The sequence below is a fragment of the Micromonospora siamensis genome, from assembly GCF_900090305.1.
In the GTDB taxonomy this organism is placed as follows: domain Bacteria; phylum Actinomycetota; class Actinomycetes; order Mycobacteriales; family Micromonosporaceae; genus Micromonospora; species Micromonospora siamensis.
In genome coordinates this window covers 2,155,968-2,174,744 of the sequence record NZ_LT607751.1, presented here as the reverse complement: position 1 = coordinate 2,174,744, position 18,777 = coordinate 2,155,968, and the positions used below count along the sequence as shown (strand labels likewise).

At 73.7% G+C, this 18,777-nt stretch carries 16 protein-coding genes; 3 read left to right on the top strand and 13 right to left on the bottom strand.

Translation table 11 applies throughout. The features are described 5' to 3' along the window. Position 1: 1 nt before the first annotated feature. From GA0074704_RS10015 to GA0074704_RS10005, 3 genes are all read right to left on the bottom strand, one after another. Positions 2-622: an HAD family hydrolase gene (locus tag GA0074704_RS10015; protein WP_088970246.1), complete on the bottom strand. Its 621-nt coding sequence runs from the start codon at positions 620-622 to the stop codon at positions 2-4. After that, positions 622-4,239, bottom strand: a complete 3,618-nt coding sequence (gene smc / locus GA0074704_RS10010; protein ID WP_088970245.1) for a chromosome segregation protein SMC — start codon at positions 4,237-4,239, stop codon at positions 622-624. The genes GA0074704_RS10015 and smc overlap by 1 nt, the downstream gene beginning before the upstream one ends. Before the next feature lie 491 nt (positions 4,240-4,730). Beyond that, a complete protein-coding gene (locus tag GA0074704_RS10005; RefSeq protein WP_007456482.1) occupies positions 4,731-4,925 on the bottom strand; it encodes a hypothetical protein in 195 nt (64 codons plus the stop codon). Between the two features lie 375 nt (positions 4,926-5,300). Here GA0074704_RS10005 and GA0074704_RS10000 point away from each other — a divergent pair, with 375 nt between their 5' ends. Next, the gene (locus GA0074704_RS10000) at positions 5,301-6,608 is read left to right on the top strand and encodes a CAP domain-containing protein (RefSeq protein ID WP_088970244.1); all 1,308 of its coding nucleotides are present in this window, start codon (positions 5,301-5,303) and stop codon (positions 6,606-6,608) included. Positions 6,609-6,726: 118 nt separating this feature from the next. Further along, positions 6,727-7,617, top strand: a complete 891-nt coding sequence (locus GA0074704_RS09995) for an endo alpha-1,4 polygalactosaminidase (RefSeq protein ID WP_088973574.1) — start codon at positions 6,727-6,729, stop codon at positions 7,615-7,617. Between the two features lie 171 nt (positions 7,618-7,788). On the opposite strand, the gene GA0074704_RS09990 is transcribed toward GA0074704_RS09995, so the two are convergent. From GA0074704_RS09990 to rsmD, 10 genes are all read right to left on the bottom strand, one after another. Then, complete coding sequence (locus tag GA0074704_RS09990; RefSeq protein ID WP_088970243.1) at positions 7,789-9,297, bottom strand: MFS transporter; 1,509 nt, start codon at positions 9,295-9,297, stop codon at positions 7,789-7,791. Between the two features lie 193 nt (positions 9,298-9,490). After that, entirely contained in the window at positions 9,491-11,698 is a 2,208-nt protein-coding gene (locus GA0074704_RS09985; RefSeq protein ID WP_088970242.1) for an MMPL family transporter, read from the bottom strand. Between the two features lie 238 nt (positions 11,699-11,936). Beyond that, positions 11,937-12,794, bottom strand: a complete 858-nt coding sequence (mutM, locus tag GA0074704_RS09980; protein ID WP_088970241.1) for a bifunctional DNA-formamidopyrimidine glycosylase/DNA-(apurinic or apyrimidinic site) lyase — start codon at positions 12,792-12,794, stop codon at positions 11,937-11,939. Then, positions 12,787-13,611: a ribonuclease III gene (rnc, locus tag GA0074704_RS09975; RefSeq protein ID WP_231926805.1), complete on the bottom strand. Its 825-nt coding sequence runs from the start codon at positions 13,609-13,611 to the stop codon at positions 12,787-12,789. Before rnc ends, mutM begins: the two co-directional genes overlap by 8 nt. Continuing rightward, positions 13,608-14,600, bottom strand: a complete 993-nt coding sequence (locus GA0074704_RS09970; protein WP_088970240.1) for a phosphate acyltransferase PlsX — start codon at positions 14,598-14,600, stop codon at positions 13,608-13,610. Before GA0074704_RS09970 ends, rnc begins: the two co-directional genes overlap by 4 nt. Before the next feature lie 114 nt (positions 14,601-14,714). Then, complete coding sequence (gene rpmF / locus GA0074704_RS09965) at positions 14,715-14,888, bottom strand: 50S ribosomal protein L32 (RefSeq protein ID WP_088646032.1); 174 nt, start codon at positions 14,886-14,888, stop codon at positions 14,715-14,717. 5 nt (positions 14,889-14,893) lie between these two features. Further along, positions 14,894-15,457: a YceD family protein gene (locus GA0074704_RS09960; RefSeq protein WP_088970239.1), complete on the bottom strand. Its 564-nt coding sequence runs from the start codon at positions 15,455-15,457 to the stop codon at positions 14,894-14,896. 109 nt (positions 15,458-15,566) lie between these two features. Continuing rightward, complete coding sequence (locus GA0074704_RS09955) at positions 15,567-16,064, bottom strand: SPFH domain-containing protein (protein WP_088970238.1); 498 nt, start codon at positions 16,062-16,064, stop codon at positions 15,567-15,569. A 172-nt stretch (positions 16,065-16,236) separates the two neighbouring features. After that, positions 16,237-16,725 carry a pantetheine-phosphate adenylyltransferase gene (coaD, locus tag GA0074704_RS09950; protein ID WP_088970237.1) on the bottom strand — a complete coding sequence of 163 codons (489 nt, stop codon included), beginning with the start codon at positions 16,723-16,725 and terminating at the stop codon, positions 16,237-16,239. Next, a complete protein-coding gene (gene rsmD / locus GA0074704_RS09945; protein WP_088970236.1) occupies positions 16,722-17,285 on the bottom strand; it encodes a 16S rRNA (guanine(966)-N(2))-methyltransferase RsmD in 564 nt (187 codons plus the stop codon). Before rsmD ends, coaD begins: the two co-directional genes overlap by 4 nt. 357 nt (positions 17,286-17,642) lie before the next feature. Between rsmD and GA0074704_RS09940 the strand changes: the two genes are divergently transcribed. Beyond that, positions 17,643-18,719, top strand: a complete 1,077-nt coding sequence (locus GA0074704_RS09940; protein WP_088970235.1) for an LPXTG cell wall anchor domain-containing protein — start codon at positions 17,643-17,645, stop codon at positions 18,717-18,719. Positions 18,720-18,777: the final 58 nt, after the last annotated feature.

Here is an 18,777-nt window from a genome sequence, read left to right as displayed (position 1 = left end):
GTCAGTACGCCAGCGCCGCCCGCACGTAGCGCAGCCCCTCCGGCCCGCTCCACCGGTACGCCGACAGCCCACCCGCCCGGGCGCCCCGGATCACCCAGTCCTGGTCGTCGACGCAGAGCACCCGACCCGGCGGGGTCTCCAACGCCGCGCAGGCCGCCTGGAAGTACTCCGGGGCCGGCTTGTGCACCCCGATGACCGAGGAGTTGACCACCACGTCGAACTCGCCGACCAGCCCGAGGGCGGCCAGGTCGGCGTCGAGCAGGTCGGTGGCGTTGGTGCCCAGCCCCACCCGTACGCCCGCCGCCCGCACCTCGCGGATCAGCGCCAGCACGTCCGGGTCGATCTCGCCCCGGTAGCGCTGCCACTGCTCGACGGCCGCGCGGGCCCGCTCCGGGCTGCCCACCGACTCGGTGAGCGCGTCGGCGACGCTGGCCACCCACTCGGCGTGGCTGACCCGGCCGGTCAGCACCGGCCGGAGCCGCCCCCACTGCATGGCGATCTCGCCGAGGACCCCCTCGGAGAGCCCGTACTCCCGCTCGACGCCGGCGGCGACCGCCGGGTCCCAGCGGCGCAGCACGCCGTCGAAGTCCACCAGGAGCGCCGTCGCGCGTTCCCGTGCCACTACTCGTTCTCCTCGCCGCGGCCCTGCCGCTGGTCGTCGTCGTTGTCGGCCCGGTTGAGCCGTTGGCTGATCACCTGGGTGACACCGCTGCGCATGGTGACGCCGTAGAGCGCGTCGGCGATCTCCATGGTCCGCTTCTGGTGGGTGATGACGATCAGCTGGCTCTTCTCCCGCAACTGTGCCAGCAAGGTGATCAACCTGCCCAGGTTGACGTCGTCGAGGGCCGCCTCGACCTCGTCCATGATGTAGAACGGGCTGGGCCGGGCCCGGAAGATCGCCACCAGCATCGCCACCGCGGTCAGCGAGCGTTCGCCGCCGGAGAGCAGGGACAGCCGCTTGATCTTCTTGCCCGGCGGCCGGGCCTCCACCTCGACTCCGGTGGTGAGCAGGTCGTCGGGGTCGGTGAGGATCAACCGCCCCTCACCGCCGGGGAAGAGCACCGTGAAGACCTGCTCGAACTCCCGCGCGGTGTCCTCGAACGCGCTGGCGAACACCTCCAGGATCCGCTCGTCGACGTCCTTGACCACGGTGAGCAGGTCCCGGCGGGTGGCCTTGAGGTCCTCCAGCTGCTCGGAGAGGAACTTGTAGCGCTCCTCCAGCGCGGCGAACTCCTCCAGCGCCAGCGGGTTGACCTTGCCGAGCAGGGCCAGTTCCCGTTCCGCCTTGGCGGCCCGTTTCTCCTGCACCGGCCGCTCGTAGCGAACCGGCTCGGGCACCGGCCGGCCCTCCTTCTCGGCCAGCACCAGGTCGGCCTGGGTCGGCGGGACGGGCTGCTGCGGGCCGTACTCGGCCACCAACGACTCCACGTCCAGGCCGAAGTCCTCGGCCGCCTTCGCCTCCAACTGCTCGATCCGCATCCGCTGCTCGGCGCGGGCCACCTCGTCGCGGTGCACCTGGCTGGTGAGCCGGTCCAGCTCGCCGCCGAGCCGCTTGGCCGCGCCGCGTACCTCGGACAGCTCGGCCTCCCGCGCGGCCCGCTCGCGCGCCACGGCGTCGCGGTGCTCCTCGGCGCGGGCGATGGAGACGGCCAGCCGGGTCAGCGCCTGACGGGCGCCGCCGGCCACGGCCCGGGCGATGCCGGCGCCGCGGGCCCGGGCCGCCCGCCGGGCCGCGGCGCGCTCGCGGGCCGCGCGTTCGGCGGTGGCCTGCCGCGCGAGGGAGTCGGCCCGGCCGGCGATCGAGGAGACCCGCTCCTCCGCGGTACGCACCGCGAGCCGGACCTCCATCTCGTTCTGCCGGGCCTGCGGCACCATCGCCGCGAGCTGGTCGCGTTCCTCGGTGGAGGGCTCGGCGTCGATCGGGGTGTCCTCGGCCAACCGCAGCCGCTCCTCCAGCTCGGCCAGGGCCAGCAGGTCGCGCTCGCGGGCGGCCTCCGCGCGGGCCCGGGACTCGCCGAGCCGGTCGGTCTCCGCCTTCGCCGACCGGGCGGCGGCACCCAGCTCGGCCAGGCGCCGGGCGGCGGCGTTGCGGTGGCTCTCCGCCTCCCGCTTGGCGGCGGCCGCGTGCTGCACGGCCTCCTTCGCGGCGGCCACCTCGGCGCGGGCGTCGACGAGTTGCTCGCGCAGCTCCGCGCCGGTGCGTTCGGCGGCGAGCCGGTTGGCCCGGGCCTCCTCCACGGCAGCCTGGACCTCGATGAAGCTGGGCGCCTTGGCCGACCCGCCGGCCGCCGCGTACGCCCCGACCACGTCCCCCTCGGGGGTGACCGCCCGCAGCTCCGGGTTGGCGGCGGCCAGCTCCGCTGCGGCGGCCAGGTCGTCGACGAGCGCCACGTCACGCAGCGCCCGGTGCACGGCGGGACGGATCTCGGCCGAACACTCCACCAGGTCGGGCGCCCAGCGGGCACCGTCGGGCAGCTTCGGGCGCAACGCGTCGGCCGACCCGTCCATCCCGGGACCGGCCGCGCTGCCCACCAGCAGGCCGGCCCGGCCGGCGTCGGAGATCTTGAGCAACCGCATCGCCTCGACGGCCTCGTCGACGCCGGTGACGGCGACCGCGTCGGCCAGCCCGCCGAGCGCCGCGGCGAGGGCCGCCTCGTGGCCGGGGGCCACCGTGAGCAGGCCGGCGAGGCTGCCCAGCAGTCCGGGTACGTCGTCGGCGCGGGCCAGCAGCGCGCCGGCGCCGTCCTTGCGGCGCAGGCCGAGGGCGAGCGCCTCCTCGCGGGCCTTCCAGGTGGCGGCGTCCTTCTCGGCGGCCCGTTCGGCGTCGGCGAGCGACCGGACGGCGGCCTGCGCCCGCTCCTGCCCGGCGACCGCCTCGGCGTGCCGGGTGTCCAGGTCGGCGTTGTCCCGGTCCGCCTCGGTGGACTGCTCGGCGACCGCGTCCAGGTCGGCCTGGGCGTGCTCGGCCCGGGCCATCGCGTCGGTGTGCGCGGCGGCCAGCCGGTCGATCTCCTCGCCGGCGCTGGTGGTCCGGGCCCGGGCCGAGTTCACCTGGCCGGTGAGCCGGGCCAGGCCCTCGCGCCGGTCGGCGATGGCCTTGGCGGCGGCGACCAGTTCCCGCTCGGCGGCGGCCAGCTGCCGTTCCAGCTCCTGCCGGTGCTCCACCGCCTCGGCCAGCCGGATCTGGTCGTCGGTGAGCGCCGCGCGCAGCTCCTCCTCCTGCTCGCGGACCCGCCGCGACTCGGCCTCCAACTGCTCCGGGTCCCGGCCCGGACGCTCGTCGTCGGTGCCGCTGCTGAGGTGGCGCAACCGTTCGCGGGCCAACTGCTCGATGGAGCGGAACCGCTCGGCGAGGGCGGAGAGCTTGTACCAGGTGTCCTGGGCGGCGGCGAGCAGCGGAGCGTCCTCGGCCAGCGCCGCCTCCAGCTCGCCGAGACGACCCTGGACCTCGGCGTGCTCCGCCTCGATCTGCTCACGCCGCTCCCGCAGCGCGGTCTCGTCGGCGATCTCCTTGTCGAGCGTGGTGCGCAGGGTGTGCAGGTCGTCGGCGAGCAGCCGGAGCCGCGCGTCGCGCAGGTTGGCCTGGATGGCGGCGGCGCGGCGGGCCACCTCGGCCTGCCGGCCCAGCGGCTTGAGCTGGCGGCGCAGCTCGGCGGTCAGGTCGGTCAGCCGGTTGAGGTTCACCTGCATCGCGTCGAGCTTCCGCAGCGCCTTCTCCTTGCGCTTGCGGTGCTTGAGGACGCCGGCCGCCTCCTCGATGAACGACCGCCGGTCCTCCGGCTTGGCGTGCAGCATGCCGTCCAGGCGTCCCTGGCCGACGATGATGTGCATCTCCCGGCCGATGCCGGAGTCGCTGAGCAGCTCCTGGATGTCCAGCAGCCGGCAGGTGTCGCCGTTGATCTCGTACTCGCTCTCGCCGGAGCGGAACATCCGGCGGGTGATGGAGACCTCGGTGTACTCGATCGGCAGCGCGCCGTCGGTGTTGTCGATGGTGAGGGTGACCTCGGCCCGGCCCAGGGGCGCCCGCCCGGCGGTGCCGGCGAAGATGACGTCCTCCATCTTGCCGCCGCGCAGCGCCTTGGCCCCCTGCTCGCCGAGCACCCAGGCGATCGCGTCGACGACGTTGGACTTGCCGGAGCCGTTCGGGCCCACCACGCAGGTGATCCCGGGCTCCAGCTTCAGCGTCGTCGCGGAGGCGAAGGACTTGAAGCCCTTCACCGTCAGGCTCTTGAGATGCACCTTCTCGATCCTCGTCCGGTGGCCGCCGTACCGTCGCCGGAGACGCGGACCTGGGTTGACCCGCAGACTAACCCGGGGTCGGGACCGCCTCGGCACGCGACCCGCCCGTCCCGCCCCGGGGGCCGCCGGGCGCCGGCGGAACCGACCTGCGGCAACCCGGTCCGTCACACCCCGGCGATCACCCGACACGCCGCGCCCCGCGCCTCGCCCTTCGCCGCGAACCCCGCGACACCGCGCCCGCCACCAGGCCGGAACCGACTTCCCGAAGTGCGTCGAATCGTCGTTCGGATCATCGGAGTGTCGGCAGGATCACATCAGGCGGACCATCCGCTCCGGATCACGGAATCCGGCCCGACCGTGATCAACGGGCGTCGGGCAAGATCAGGAATTGTGTCCGGCCGAACTGCACCGGGAACAGAGCTGCGCGCCGGCACAAAAGTGTCGGCGCGCGTTTTCTTGGTGGTGCGATTCAGTTTTCCGACATCCGGAGATCAGGTCAGCGCCGGCTCGGCCAGCCGGAGGAGGTCGTCGGCCTCCGCCGCGGCCGCCGCCAGCCGATCGTTGTCGGCACGCAGACGCGTGATCTCGAACTCCAGTGCCTGAACCCTGGCACGCAGCCGGGTGACCTCGTCGAGCAGACGCCGGTCGGGCGCTGCACCTACGTGGCCGTAGAGGGCCTTCGCCATGCTGACTCCTTGATATGCGCTGCCGGAAAGGCCGGCCAACGCGCGCCCACTTGGTTCGCGAGGGTCATCCCAGCGAATTGCGGGCATGACCGGGCGCGAGTGGCGACACCTATATATTGAGCTGACACCCCCTCCTTCGTCAAGTTCTCGCAGGCCGTAGATCATCTCCACGCCAACCTGCTCCACTTGCCGGGGGGCCGCCGCAAGGCTCGGACACGCTCTGTCCGGACGCCTTTACTGTACGCCCGGTATTGCGGTAACGGTGACACGGTGAGTCCGATTCGCCTTAACTCTTTCTTAGCCACGTTGCCGCAGTTCAGCGGGCACCCGTAGCGTCACTGCGGCCTGCGAAACCGACCCCCGTGGAGGAACAGCGTGCACGGCTGGACCGACCCGATCGACAGCGACGGATCTCCCCGGCGCCCGCAACCGCCGACGGACGAGCCGTACTGGCTGACCGACCGACCCGAGCCGCGATCGGCGTACCTGTTCGGGGACGAGCCGGCGGCGCCGGCCGGACAGCCGGAGACCGCCGGAGGGCCGGAGCAGGCCGAGCGGTGGCGGGCCGACCGCCCCGAGCCGTGGCAGGCGGAACGCACCGAGCTCTGGCGGCAGCCGGAGCCGACCGGTGCCTGGGACGCCGGCCAGGAACACCGATGGCCGGCCGAGCAGGCCGAGCAGCCCGGGTCCCGGCAGGCCGAGCCGTGGCGGGCCGAGCGTGCTGAGCCGTGGTCGGCCGGGCCGGGCGCGGAGACCCACCTCCTTCCGCCGGTCTCGGCCGCGCACCGTGCGCCGGGCGAGCCCGCGCCGGGCGGCTGGCCGGCCCCGGTGGAGATCGACGCCCGCGCCGGTGCGACCGAGACCGAGGGCCGGCACCGGCAGGGCCGGCGGCTGCGCCGTCCGTTGCTGGTCGGCGGGGCGGCCGCCGCGGCCACCCTGGTGGTCAGCCTGGGCGCCGCCGCACTGGCGCTGCCCGGCGGCGACCAGCCGGCCGAGCGGAGCGCTGCGGACGACACCGTGGCCACCGCCCCCGCGCTGCCGGAGATCGCCGACACCCCGACCGGGCCGCCGACCCCGACCCCGGCGCCGACGTCGGCCGCGCCGAGCGCCGCGCCGACCACCAGCCGCCCGGCCCCGTCGCCGACCCGGACGCGAGCCACCACCCCGGCGCCTACCCGGACCACCGCGCCGTCGCGACGCGACGTGGACCGCAGCACCACCAAGGCCACCGCCGCCCCCACCACCAAGGCGCCGACCAGCGCCGCCCCCACCAGCACCGCGACCACGACCACGGCCGGTCTCAGCGGCGAACTCCAGCAGGTCGTCGACCTGGTCAACCAGGAGCGGGCCAAGGCCGGCTGCAAGGCGCTGAGCGTGGACAGCAAGCTCAACCTCGCCGCCCAGCGGCACAGCCAGGACCAGGCCGACCACCAGAACATGTCGCACGACGGCAGCGACGGCAGCGACGCCGGGGACCGGCTGGACCGGGCCGGCTACGCCTGGCGCTCGTACGGCGAGAACGTCGCCTGGAACCAGCAGACCCCGGCCGCGGTGATGGACGCCTGGATGAACAGCCCCGGTCACCGGGCGAACATCCTCAACTGCAGCTTCACCGAGATCGGCGTCGGCGTGGCGCGCAGCAACGGGCCGTACTGGACCCAGGACTTCGCCACGCCGCGCTGAGCGGGCGCGTCGCCACCGGGCGGCGTTCGTTTGACCGGGTGAGGTGCGCCCGCCCCGTGAAGGCGGGGCGGGCGACCGCCGGGGCGGCACGGCGCCGCCCGCGACCCGGGAGCTGCCGATGCGGATCCGGCTGCCAGCGTCCGCCGTGCGGGCCGCGGCGACGCTGCTGGCCGCCGCGCTCCGCCGGATCACTCCAGCCGCCGCGCACCGCCGGCTCGCCGTGGGCGCCGTCGTGCTGGCGCTGCTCACCCCGCTGTACGGCTGCCGCGCCGAACTGGTCCCGCCGGGCGCCCCGACGCCGTGGTCGAGCCCGCCCGGCGGAGTGTGGCGGTGGCAGTGGCAGCTGCGCGGGCCGGTCGACACCAGCGTCGACGCGGACGTGTTCCTGCTCGACCCGGTGCGGGTCACCTCGACCGAGACCGCCGCGCTGCGACGCCAGGGGCGGCGGCTGGTCTGCCAGGTGCCCGTCGGGTCGTACGCCGGGAGCGACCCGGACGCCACCCGGTTCCCGGCGGCGGTGCGTGGTGCCCCCGCCCGGCGGACCGGCGGGCACTGGCTCGACGTGCGCCGCTGGGACCTGCTACGCCCGGTGCTGGCCGACCGGTTCCGGCTCTGCCGGGGCAAGGGCTTCGGCGCCGTCGCGCTCGCCGACGCCGACGGGTACGCCCACCGGCCCGGCTTCCCGTTCGGCTTCGACGACCAGCTGGTGTTCAACCGCCGGGCGGCCGAGCTGGCCCGCTCGCTGGGCCTCTCCCCCGGGCTGGTCGACGACGTGGCGCAGGTGGCCGCGCTCGCGCCGGACTTCGACTTCGCCGTCAACCAGGAGTGCGTACGGCTGCGCCAGTGCGCCAAGCTGCTGCCGTTCGTCGACGCCGGCAAGCCGGTCTTCCACGTCGAGTACACCGGCGCCACCGGCATCTTCTGCGTGACCAGCGTCGGCTACGGCTTCTCCTCGATCCGGAAGAACCGGACGCTGGACGCCTGGCGGCGACCCTGCCCGCCGCCGTAGGGCGACCCGCGAAGGCACGACGCCCGCCCTCGGACCCTCTTCGGCTGACACCGCCTCCCGCGCAGCCGGTCCGGACATGCGAGGGCCGGGCAGGACGCCGAGGGAGACTCGGCGGCGAAGCGACACCGCCCCCGCCTGGACGGGCGGGGGCGGTGTCGTGGACCCGCGGGGTCAGCCGGTGGTGGCGCCGGTGACCGGTGCCGGGGTGTCCGCGCCGGAGCGCTGCCCCGGGACACCGGCGTGCTCGGCGCTGAGCGGGGTGGCCAGCTCCTCCAACGACTTCCCCTCGGCCTTGACGCCGAGGGCCAGCTCGACCAGACCACCGATGATCATCACGGAGGCGCCGATCACGAAGGCGACCACGGTGTCGCCGACCTTGCCGGTGCCGACCAGCTTCGAGAAGAGCAGCGGGCCGGTGATGCCGCCGGCCGCCGTGCCGATCGCGTAGAAGAACGCGATCGCCATGGCGCGGGTCTCCATCGGGAAGATCTCGCTCACCGTCAGGTACGCCGCGCTCGCGCCGGCCGAGGCGAAGAAGAGCACCACGCACCAGCAGGCGGTCATCGTGGTGGCGTTCAGCACCCCGGAGTGGAACAACCAGGCCGTGCCGAGCAGCAGCAGCCCGGAGACGATGTACGACCCGGCGATCATCGGCACCCGGCCGACGGTGTCGAAGAGCCGGCCCAGCAGCAGCGGACCGAGCAGGTTGCCGACCGCGATCACCGCGAAGTAGTAGCCGCTGTTGCCCGGCGGGACGTCGAAGAAGGTCTGCAGGATCTGGGCGAACCCGAAGGTGATCGCGTTGTAGAGGAACGCCTGGCCGATGAAGAGCGAGAAGCCCAGCGTGGCGCGCTTCGGGTAGCGGGCGAAGAGCGTCTTCGCGATCTCCAGGAAGTTGGTGCTCTTCCGCTGCCGGATCTCGATCCAGCTGTCGGCCTCCGACAGCTCCTTGCCGGTCTCCCGCTTGACCTCGGCCTCGACCGAGTCGACGAGCTGGTTGGCCTCGTCGGCCCGGCCGTGGATGAACAGCCAGCGTGGGCTCTCCGGCACGTGCCGGCGGACCAGCAGGATCACCACGCCGAGCACCGCGCCCAGGCCGAACGCGACCCGCCAGCCGAGGTTGGTCGGCAGGCCGTTGAGCAGCGGCACGGTCAGCAGCGCGCCCATGGCCGCGCCGAGCCAGAAGGTGCCGTTGATGATGATGTCGATCCGGCCGCGGTGCCGGGCCGGGATCAGCTCGTCGATCGCCGAGTTGATCGCCGCGTACTCGCCGCCGATGCCCATGCCGGTGAGGAACCGGAACAGGAAGAACCACCAGGTGTCGAAGGAGAGCGCGGTCAACGCGGTGGCGACCAGGTAGAGGCCCAGGGTGAGGAGGAACAGCTTCTTGCGGCCGAACCGGTCGGTCAGCCAGCCGAAGAACAGCGCGCCGACACAGGCGCCGGCCACGTAGAGCGCGGCGGCCAGGCCGGTGACCTGGCTCTGGGTGATGCTCAGCCCGCTGCCCGGCTCGGCCAGCTTGCCGGAGAGGTTACCGACGATGGTCACCTCGAGGCCGTCGAGGATCCACACGGTGCCCAGCCCGATGACGATCATCCAGTGCCAGCGGGACCAGGGCAGCCGGTCCAGCCGGGCCGGAACGTTGGTGCGTACCGTTCCGGTCTGCACGTCCGCGCTCATGACGTCCTCCGGGGGGCTACGGGGGCGGCCGGGGCACGCCGATGTGCCCCCGGCTCCAGCTCTTCGTCCATGGCGGGCGAGATGCCCAGCCGGCCCGGAAACTAATCCTTCAGCAAGCTCTCAGCGACGAACAGGTTTGCGGGCCCTTGGTCGACGAATGTCCGTCGACCAGGGGCCCGCGTCAGGGCAGGACTCAGCGGGCGACGACCAGCTCCGGGGCCGGGGCCGGCGGGTCGACCGGCCCGGCGACGGGCTTCGCCCGCAGGAACCGCGGCGCCCACCAGTTGGCGTCCCCGAGCAGGGTCATCAGCGACGGCAGCACCACCGCCCGGATGATCGTGGCGTCCAGCAGGATCGCCGCGGCCAGCCCGATCCCGAGCTGCTTGAAGTCGATCGTGCTCAGCGTCGCGAAGATCGAGAAGACCCCGACCATCACGATGGCCGCGCTGGTCACCACGCCCGCCGACGAGCTGATGCCGTACGCCACCGCGTCGCGGTTCGACATGCCGGCCCGAATCCCCTCCCGGATCCGGCTGACCACGAAGACGTGGTAGTCCATCGAGAGCCCGAAGAGCACCACGAACAGGAACAGCGGCAGCCAGGACACGATCGCGCCCATCGAGGTGAACCCGAGCAGCCCTTCGGCCCACTCCCCCTGGAAGACCAGCACCAGCAGGCCGTACGCGGCACCCGCGGAGAGCAGGTTGAGCAGGATCGAGGTGAGCGCCACCACCACCGAGCGGAACGTCAGCGCCATCACCAGGAAGGTCAGCGCGAGCACGAACGCCATCACGATCGGCAGCTTCTCCCGGATGTGCGCGGCGTAGTCCTCACTGCCGGCCACCGCGCCACCGACCGCGTACTCGGTGCCCGGCAGGCCAGCCAGGGCGGCGGGCACGAAGGAGTCACGCAGCTCGTGCATCGACCGGGTCGCCTCGTCGCTGCGGGTGGCGTACGGGGTGGCGACCTCCAGCACCGAGACCGTCCGGTCCGCCGACACCCGGATCTTCGGGCCGTCCCCCTCGGCCGGCGCGAAGAGCGGGTCGGCGGCGGTCCGGGCGGCCAGCCCGGTCAGCGCCACCCGCACCCGGTCGGCCTGGTCGGCCGGCGCCCGCACGGCGACGGTGTGACTGGTGCCGTTGCTGGGGAAGGCGGCGGTCAGCCGGTCGTACGCCTGCATGGCCGGCGTGGTCCGCGGCAGGTCCTCCATGCCGGGGAACTTCAGCTTCATGCCCAGCGCGGGCGCGGCCAGCGCCAGCAGCAGACCGACCGAGACGACCAGGGTGACCAGCGGCGCGCGCAGCGCCGGCCGCAGCACCGCCGGCCAGAACCGTGGCCCGGAGCGCCCGGTACGCGGCGCGGTGAGCCGCCACAGCAGCGGCACCCGGGGCCGGTCGACCCAGCGGCCCAGCTTGGCCAGCAGGCCGGGCAGCACGGTCAGCGAACCGGTCACCGCGACCGCCACCACCAGGATCGAGCCGACCGCCAGCGAGGAGAAGATCGCGTCGTTGGCGAGCAGCAGCCCGGCCATCGAGATCATCACGGCGATGCCGGAGACCACCACGGCGTGCCCGGAGGTCTCCGCCGCGATCTCCACGGCGTCCAGCCCGGCGCGGCCCTTCGCCCGTTCCTCCCGCTCGCGGCGTACGTAGAACAGCGAGTAGTCGACCCCGACCGCCATCCCGATCAGCAGGATCACGCTGGAGGTGGTGTCGGTCGCCGGCACCAGGTGCGAGGCGAGGGTGGACAGACCCATCGCGGCGGCCACCGAGCTCAGCGCCAGCAGCACCGGCACGCCGGCGGCGATCAGCGCGCCGAACGCGACGATCAGGATGGCCAGCGTGACCGGCAGGCTGAGCAGCTCGGCCCGCTTGAAGTCCTTGCCCAGCGTGTCGTCCAGGGCCTTGCCGATGGACGGCCCGCCGACCTGCTCGACCCGCAGCGCCGGGTGCGCGGCCTGCACCGAGGCGGTGGCGTCCCGCAGCGGGCCGACCCGATCGGAAGCGGTCTCCGGGTCGCCCGACATGGTGATCGGCACCAGCAGCGCGGCGCCGTCGCGGGACGGGACCGGCGTACCCACCGAGGCCACCCCGTCGACCTGGCGCAGCCGGGTCGACGCGTCGTCGGCCGCGGCCTTCGCGGCGGCCGGGTCCAGCGTCCCGGCGCGCGCCGTGATCAGGACGTTCTCCACTGCCGGGTCGTGGAAGTCGCCGTCGGCGACGATCAGCTGCGCCCGGCCCGACTCACCGATCGCCTGGTCGGCGTCGGTCGCCTCGTTCAGCCCCGCGGCGTTCCCGCCGACGAAGCACACCGCCACGAACACCACCCAGAGCGCGATCGCCCGCCAGGGATGCTCCGCGCTCCACCGCGCCAACCGCACCGTCACCGGTCGTCTGCCCATCGCCCCGTCACACCTCCGCCACAGTCGGCACCGTGCCGACCATGCCGACGCTAGGGAGCTGGGCGGACCCGGACATCCGGGTGCGTCCCCCGCTCGGCCCGGAGATCCGGCGACCACGCCGACCGGGGCCGCGCGCGCCACCGGGCCGGGCGGATCGGGCCGGAACCGGCGAAGGGTACGGGAGTGTCCCCCGACCGGGGGACGCAGCACGGCCGCGCAACCCCGAGCCGGTTCGGGGTCACCCCCTCAGGGCGCCCCGGGGCCGGGGCTGGCAGCGGGGGCAGCTGAACGACGACCGGTTCATGAACGCCTCCCGGCGGATGGGCGCGCCGCATCGCGGGCACGGCTCGCCCTCCCGGCCGTACGCGTTCAGCGACCGGTCGAAGTAGCCGCTCTCCCCGTTGACGTTGACGTAGAGCGCGTCGAAGCTGGTGCCGCCGGAGACGATCGCCTCGCCGAGCACGTCCCGGACGTGCCCGAGCAGCCGGGACGCGGCCGGCGCGGTCAGCGCGTCGGTCGGCCGGGCGCCGTGCAGCTTCGCCCGCCACAGCGCCTCGTCGGCGTAGATGTTGCCCACCCCGGAGATCAGGGTCTGGTCCAGCAGCGCCCGCTTCACCTCGGTACGCCGGCGGCGCAGCCCGGCGACGAAACCGGCGTCGGAGAACTCCGGGTCCATCGGGTCGCGGGCGATGTGCGCGATCTCGTCGGGCAGCTCCGCGCCACCCTCGCTGACCGACAGCCCGCCGAACGTGCGCTGGTCGACGAAGCGCAGTTCCGGCCCGTCGTCGGCGAACCGGAACCGGACCCGCAGGTGCAGCTCGTCGGCCGCGTCGGCGGGTTGCAGCAGCAGCTGCCCGGACATGCCGAGGTGCCCGATCAGCGCGTCACCGCTGTCCAGCGGCAGCCAGAGGTACTTCCCCCGGCGCCGGACGTCCTGCACCGTCCGGCCGGAGAGCACGTCGGCGAAGTGCGCGTCCCCGGGCAGGTGCCGCCGTACGGCGCGGGGATGGCGTACCTCCACCGAGGAGATCCGGCGGCCGGTGACCCAGCGGTGAAGCCCCTGCCGGACGGTCTCCACCTCGGGCAGCTCAGGCACGGCCGGCGTCGCCCTCGTCGCCCGACGCACCGTCGGCCGGCACGGACACCGGCACGGGCGGGACGCCGGCCGGCTCGGCCGCGGTCTCCGCCGCCGCCTCGGCCTCGGCCTGCTCGGTGAGCACCCGCCAGGCCGACTCGGCGGCCCGCTGCTCGGCCTCCTTCTTGCTGCGGCCGTCCGCGCCGCCGTACCGGTTGCCGGCGACGACCACCCAGGCGGTGAAGGTCTTCAGGTGGTCCGGGCCGGTGCCCTCGATGCGGTACTCCGGCACGCCCAGCCCGAGCGCGGCGGTCAGCTCCTGGAGGCTGGTCTTCCAGTCCAGCGCGGCGCCCCGACCGGCCGACTCGGCCATCAGCGGGTCGAAGAGCCGGTGGATCACGATGGCCGCGGTGTCCAGGCCGTACTGGAGGTAGATCGCGCCGAGCAGCGCCTCCAGCGTGTCGGCCAGGATGCTCGCCTTGTCCCGTCCGCCGGTGGCCTCCTCGCCCTTGCCGAGCAGCAGGTACGCGCCGAGCCCGTCGGGGCCCAGGCCGCGCGCCACGTCGGCCAGCGCCCGCATGTTGACCACGCTGGCCCGCAGCTTCGCCAGCTGCCCCTCGGGCAGGTCCGGGTGGTTGCGGAACAGGGCGGTGGTGATCACCACGCCGAGCACCGAGTCGCCGAGGAACTCCAGCCGCTCGTTGGTCGGGAGCCCACCGTTCTCGTACGCGTACGAGCGGTGGGTCAGGGCGCGCTCGAGCAGCTCCGGGTCCAGGGAGACGCCGAAGGCGGTCTCCAGGTGCGCGACGGGGGCGCGGCGGCGCTTGTCGTTGCTCATGGTGCTGTCACCTCGGTGTCGATGGTGTCTAGGGGGAGGTCGGTGTCGGCCGGTGGCGTGCCGGCCAGCAGGGCGGCGACCCGGTCGACGGCGCCGCGGCGGCGAAGATGGGCGGCGAGGGCGATGCCGGAGGCCACGTCGTCGGCCCGGGCGGCGCCGTGACAGACGACCACCGTCCCGCCCACCCCGAGCAGGGCGGCGGCCCGGGGCGTGCCGTCGACGCCCGGGGTGCCGCCCGCCATGGCGTACGCGCCTTCGATGGCCTTGAGCAGCACGTTGCCGGTGAAGCCGTCGGTGACCACGACGTCGGCGCGGGCGCCGAGGGTGACGTCGTAGCCCTCGACGAGGCCGGCGTAACGCGCGCCGCACGGCAGCGCCTGGGCGGCGAGGACGGTGTCGGCGAGCCGCCGGACCCGGTCGCCCTTGCCGGCCTCGGTGCCCACCGAGAGCAGCCCCACCCGGGGCGCCTCGACGGCGTGCGCCACCGTGGCGTAGGCGGCGCCGAGCACCGCGTGCCGGGCCAGCGTGGCGACCCGGGGCTCCAGGGAACCGCCCACGTCGAGCAGGACCACCCGGCCCGCGGCGGTGGGCAGCGACGCGGCCAGGGCCGGCCGGCGGATGCCCGGCCAGCGGCCGAGGCCGAGGGCGGCGGCGGTGACGGTGGCACCGGTGGAGCCGGCGGAGACCAGCCCGTCGGCGGCACCCTCGCGGACCGCCGCGACGGCGGCCCGGACGGTGCTGTGCGCGCGGGCGGCGGTGGGATGGTCCGCCATGCCGACCGCGACCCGCACCGAACGGACGGTGACCCGGGCGCGTTGCGCCGGGTCGAGGGCGTCGATCAGCTCGCCGGCCACCTCGGGGGGGCCGACGAGCAGCAGGTGCAGGTGCGGGTCGACGCGGATGGCCCGCAGAGCGCCGTCAACCACGACGGCGGGAGCATCGTCCCCGCCGAGGAGGTCGACGGCGATCCGCGCGGTGCCCGGCTCCACCGGAACGCCGGCCGGATCAGGCCGGCCGGCGTCGGAGGGAGCCGGGGCACCGGGGGATCGCCCGGTCGTGCGCGCCACCCGACCCTGGGTCGGGGGCGTCACTCGGCGTCCAGGTCAGACCTCGAGAACCTGGCGGCCGTTGTACGTGCCGCAGACGGAGCAGGCCGCGTGCGGCAGCTTCGGCGACTTGCACTGCGGGCAGGCCACGGTCGCCACCACGGCCGCCTTCCAGTTCGCCCGGCGGGACCGGGTGTTGCTGCGCGACATCTTGCGCTTCGGGACGGCCACGGTTCCTACTCCTCTGTACGGTTCAATTGCGACAGGCCCGCCCAACGCGGGTCGATCTGCTGGTGGCTGTGATCGGCCGGCAGATCGTCCCAGTGCACCCCGCAGTCGGGGCACAAACCTGGGCAGTCCTCCCGGCAGAGCGGGTTCGTCGGCAGTGTGAGCACCACCGCGTCCCGCAGCGCCGGTTCCAGGTCGATCAGATCGTCCTGCATCCGGCCCACCTCGTCCTCGTCGGTCGTCTCGTCCGTGGTGCTGTTCTCGTACGCGTACAGCTCCTGGACGTTCACGGTCAACGAGTCGTCGATCTCGCGCAGGCAACGCCCGCACTCGCCCTTGACGGGACCGCTGACGGTCCCGGAGACGAGTACGCCCTCGGACACCGACTCCAACCTCAGGTCGAGGTCGAGGTCCGCGCCCTCCGGCACGCCGATCATCTCCACGCCGAGGTCCGCCGGTGCCGGCACGACCCGCTTGACGGTACGCAACGCACCAGGGCGACGCGGCAGGTCCCTCGTGTCGAGGACCAGCGGCGCCCTGGGGTCGAGTGATGAAGGCGAGTGCTTGGGCATAGTTAGACTCCGGCCGGTAGAGGCCGACGAAAAAGGTTACCTGGGAGACGGCCGGACCGTCGAACCGGGGGCACATCCGACCCCGGCCGTCGGCCACCGAGGTGTCGCTTCAGAAGGGTAGCGGGCGTTCCGCCTCGTCCCCACCGAAGGTGCCGATCTCACGCAGCGCGTGCATCTTGTCGCGGCCACGCTCTATCGAGGCCAGCGCCCGGGTGAGGAACTGCTCGAAGTTGGCCAGCGCGGTATCGACGTAGTCGTCCACCTCCTCGCGGAGGCGTTGGGCCTCCGCGCGGGCCTCGGCCACGATCCGGGCGCCCTCGTGCTCCGCCGAGACCGTGATCTCGTTCACGGAGACCAGCCGGGCGTGTTCCGCCTCACCCTCGCTGATGATCCGGTCGGCCTCGCGCTTGCCGGCCTCCATGATCTTGTCCCGCTCCTCCAGGAGCGCGGCCGCGCGGCGCAGGTCGGCGGGGAGCTCGGCGCGCAGCTCGTCGAGGGCCGCGATCATCTCGCCCCGGTCGACCATGCAGTTGTTCCGGGACATCGGGACGGAGCGCGCCTGCTCCACCATGGCGATCAGTTCGTCGATGCGATCGAGCGGGTCCACCGGTACCTCACTCCTGTCGTTCGTCGGCCGACCTACATGATGCGGGCTGCGGCCGGGTTCCCGCTTGCGTCAATCATGTCCTGCACGGGCGACGGGAGGGCCACGCGGCCGGCCCGGCGCGCCGTGTCTCCTCGGCGGCGGGCCGGGTCGGGCTGGCCGACGGTGGTCGAGGTCAGCCGCGCGGCTGCGGGCCGAGGCGGGACTGGAGCGCCTCCCGGACCACGTCCGGCACGTGCGCCGAGATGTCGCCACCCCACTTGGCCACGTCCTTGACCAGGCTGGAGGAGAGGAACGAGTAGAGCGGGTTGGTCGGCATGAAGAGCGTCTCCACGCCGGCCAGGCCGATGTTCATCTGGGCCATCTGCAACTCGTAGTCGAAGTCGCTGACCGCGCGCAGGCCCTTGATCAGCACGCTGGCGTGCTGGGCCCGGCAGAAGTCGACCAGCAGCCCGCGGAACGACTCCACCCGGACGTTGTCGTACGACGCGGTCACCTCGCGGAGCATCTCGATCCGCTCCTCGACCGTGAACAGGCCGCTCTTCGACTGGTTGACCAGCACGCCCACGATCACCTCGTCGAACAGCCGGCTGGCCCGCCCGATGATGTCGAGGTGTCCGTTGGTGACCGGGTCGAAGGAGCCGGGGCACACCGCACGTCTCATGATCGGCGACCGTACCAAAGGGTGGTCTCGCCGTAGCGTCGGCTGCGCTCGGCAGTGAGCCCCTGCACCCAGTCGACCGGCCCGGTCCGGCTGGACCGCTCCACCACGACCAGGGCGTCCGGGGCCAGCCAGTCCCGCTCGACCAGCGCGGTCAGCACCGCGGTGATCTCGTCGTCGGAGACCGCGTACGGGGGGTCGGCGAAGACCACGTCGTACGGCTCGGCGCCCGGGCCGGCGGCCAGCACGGTGGCCACCTTTCCGGTGACCAGCCGGGCGGCCGGCGCGGCCCGCAGGGCGGCCACGTTCTCCCGGATCACCCGGGCCGCCCGCGCGTCGGACTCCACCAGCAGGACGTGCTCGGCACCCCGGGAGAGCGCCTCCAGGCCGACCGCGCCGGAGCCGGCGTACAGGTCGGCGAAGCGGGCGCCCACCAGGTCGACCTCGGTCTGCACGGCGCTGAACAACGCCTCCCGGACCCGATCGGAGGTGGGACGGGTGCCGGCGCCCGGGGGCGCGGCGATCCGTCGGCCGCCGTGCGTACCGGCCACGATGCGGGTCACGCGCTCCTCCCGCCGGCCGGGACCGTCTGGGCCGTTCGGCCGGCCCGGTCGAGGTGCTCACTCACCCCCGTGACGCTACGCGACGTTCCGTCCGGGTCGACGAACACGGGGCGTGTGCCTGCGGCGAGGTTTCGGTGACGCTACGCCTATCAATGATCACGAATTGACAACATCATCCTTAGTGGCCACTGAGCGCTGTGACGCGAGGGGCGTTCTCGCTAGGGTCTCCCGGGTGTCGGTGGGGAGGTCCGCCGGCACACGGCGTCGGCGAGGCGCCGCCGCGGGCCGCAACACTCCCCGCAGGCGACCGTCGGCCTCAGCCCACGCCACTCGAAGCCCTTCACCCCAGGAGTACCCGTGATCCGTCCGAAGCTGTCGCCGCGGCGACCGCTCGCCCTCATCGGCGCGACCCTGGTCGGCGTGGCCGCCGCGACCGCCTTCGCCGCCCCCGCCAGCGCGCACCACTCGATCGTCTCGGGCACCGCCTGCAAGCTGGAGTCCGGCGACCTCTCCGTCGAGTGGACCGTCAAGAACAGCGAGAGCGACCTCGCCGGCAAGATCACCGAGGTCTGGACCCCGTCCGCTACCGAGATCGTCGGTATCGCCGCCGGCGCGGAGCTGCCGAAGTCCACCGATGGTGAGCTGAAGGGCCAGCAGGTCGTCAAGGCCGGCAAGAAGCCCGTGCTGAAGATCAGCGCGGAATGGTGGCGCGGCGAGCGGCACATCACCAACACCGCCCGGGGCGTCGCCGTCCTCTCCGGAGACTGCGCGCCGACCAGCACCCCCACCCCGGAGCCGACCAGCCCCGAGCCGTCGGAGAGCCCGGAGCCGTCGCAGAGCCCCGAGGCCACCCCGAGCCCGAGCACCCCGGAGGAGACCACCAGCCCGGAGCCGAGCACCTCGCCGAGCGAGGAGCCCAGCAGCCCCGCCCCGAGCACCCCGGCGCCGACCACCCCGGTCCCGACCTCGCCGGCCCCCACCCCGCAGCCGAGCGAGCCGACCGGCCCGCTGGTGCCGGAGGAGCCGAACGCCCCGGTCTTCGAGATCATCTTCGCCTGTGACGCGCTGGCCGTCACCGCCGACAACCCGGCCGACGGGGTGACCGCCACCATCGTCTTCACCACCGACAAGGGCGCCACCAAGGAGCTCAAGCTGGTGCCGGGCAAGAAGACCGAGGTCGTCTTCGAGGCGTACGAGGGCCTGACCATCACCCCGAGCTTCCCCGGTGAGAAGCCGGACCCGGCCGACGCCGTGGCGTGGGAGAAGCCGGCCGACTGCGCCCCCGGCGCGGGCGGCGGCAAGGGGGACGGCCCGACCCTGCCGCTGACCGGTGCCGCGACCGGCGGCATCGTGGCGGGCGCCGCGGTGCTGCTCGCCGCCGGCGTGGCGCTCTTCGTGGTGGCCCGCCGCCGCAAGGTCCGCTTCACCGCCTGATCCACCGCACGACGCCCGAGGGCGCGCCGACCGGCTGGTCGGCGCGCCCTCGCCGTTC

Bases quoted from the DNA above. Each gene is read 5' to 3' on its own strand.
- GA0074704_RS10005 (WP_007456482.1), bottom strand. From the start codon at position 4,925: ATGGCGAAGGCCCTCTACGGCCACGTAGGTGCAGCGCCCGACCGGCGT.
- GA0074704_RS09995 (WP_088973574.1), top strand. From the start codon at position 6,727: ATGCGGATCCGGCTGCCAGCGTCCGCCGTGCGGGCCGCGGCGACGCTG.
- GA0074704_RS09990 (WP_088970243.1), bottom strand. From the start codon at position 9,297: ATGAGCGCGGACGTGCAGACCGGAACGGTACGCACCAACGTTCCGGCC.
- GA0074704_RS09985 (WP_088970242.1), bottom strand. From the start codon at position 11,698: ATGGGCAGACGACCGGTGACGGTGCGGTTGGCGCGGTGGAGCGCGGAG.
- rnc (WP_231926805.1), bottom strand. From the start codon at position 13,611: ATGAGCAACGACAAGCGCCGCCGCGCCCCCGTCGCGCACCTGGAGACC.
- GA0074704_RS09960 (WP_088970239.1), bottom strand. From the start codon at position 15,457: ATGCCCAAGCACTCGCCTTCATCACTCGACCCCAGGGCGCCGCTGGTC.
- coaD (WP_088970237.1), bottom strand. From the start codon at position 16,725: ATGAGACGTGCGGTGTGCCCCGGCTCCTTCGACCCGGTCACCAACGGA.